Origin of the sequence: Brachyspira sp. SAP_772 (assembly GCF_009755885.1) — a bacterium.
Lineage (GTDB): Bacteria > Spirochaetota > Brachyspiria > Brachyspirales > Brachyspiraceae > Brachyspira.
The window spans coordinates 1-593 of record NZ_VYIX01000291.1; the positions used below are offsets into that span (position 1 = coordinate 1).

At 27.2% G+C, this 593-nt stretch carries 1 protein-coding gene and 1 pseudogene; one reads left to right on the forward strand and one right to left on the reverse strand.

Annotated features, from left to right (window positions below):
• A partial coding sequence (locus tag GQX97_RS14090) for an Ldh family oxidoreductase (RefSeq protein ID WP_198391268.1) occupies positions 1-258 on the forward strand: 258 nt, incomplete at its 5' end.
• A 188-nt stretch (positions 259-446) separates the two neighbouring features.
• Here the strand turns inward: GQX97_RS14090 and GQX97_RS14095 are convergent.
• Positions 447-593, reverse strand: a pseudogene (locus tag GQX97_RS14095) (phosphoribosylglycinamide formyltransferase); the annotation flags it as partial.

The window sequence follows — 593 nt, forward strand, 5'->3', positions numbered from 1 at the left end:
TTGGTTAAGATGTATGGAGATATGGATAAAAAAAGAAATCTTTCAACATTTATGCTTGTAGTTGATCCTTTTGTTTATAATGAAGATTATTTGGATACTGTTCAGTCATTTATAGACGATATAAGAAAAGAGCCTCCATTAGATGAAAGTAAGCCTATAACAATACCGGGTGAGAGAAAAGAAGCTTGTTATAGAGATTATTTAAAAAACGGAATATCTCTATCTGAGAAGGTCTATAAATATGTTTTTGAAGATTGATTGAATATAACAAAATTTTTAGTGTATATTGAAATTTATCATAGTTATCTTACATTTAATATGTATTTTTAGAATATAAAAACTAAAATATTGGCACTTTTTGGTTCTTTTTGCTGCGGGAAAAAGAACAACAAAAAAATTAAATAAAAAATTATTATTTCAATATATACTAAAAATTTTTAACTCTTTTATTTATTTGCATGGCTTTGAGAAGCTAGCTTTATAACGGTTGCTGGTAGTATTGTATGCTCTTCTACCAATACCCTTTTTTGAAGTATTTCAGGAGTATCATCTTCTAATACATCTACTTTGTTTTGCACTATTATGTCGCCTCC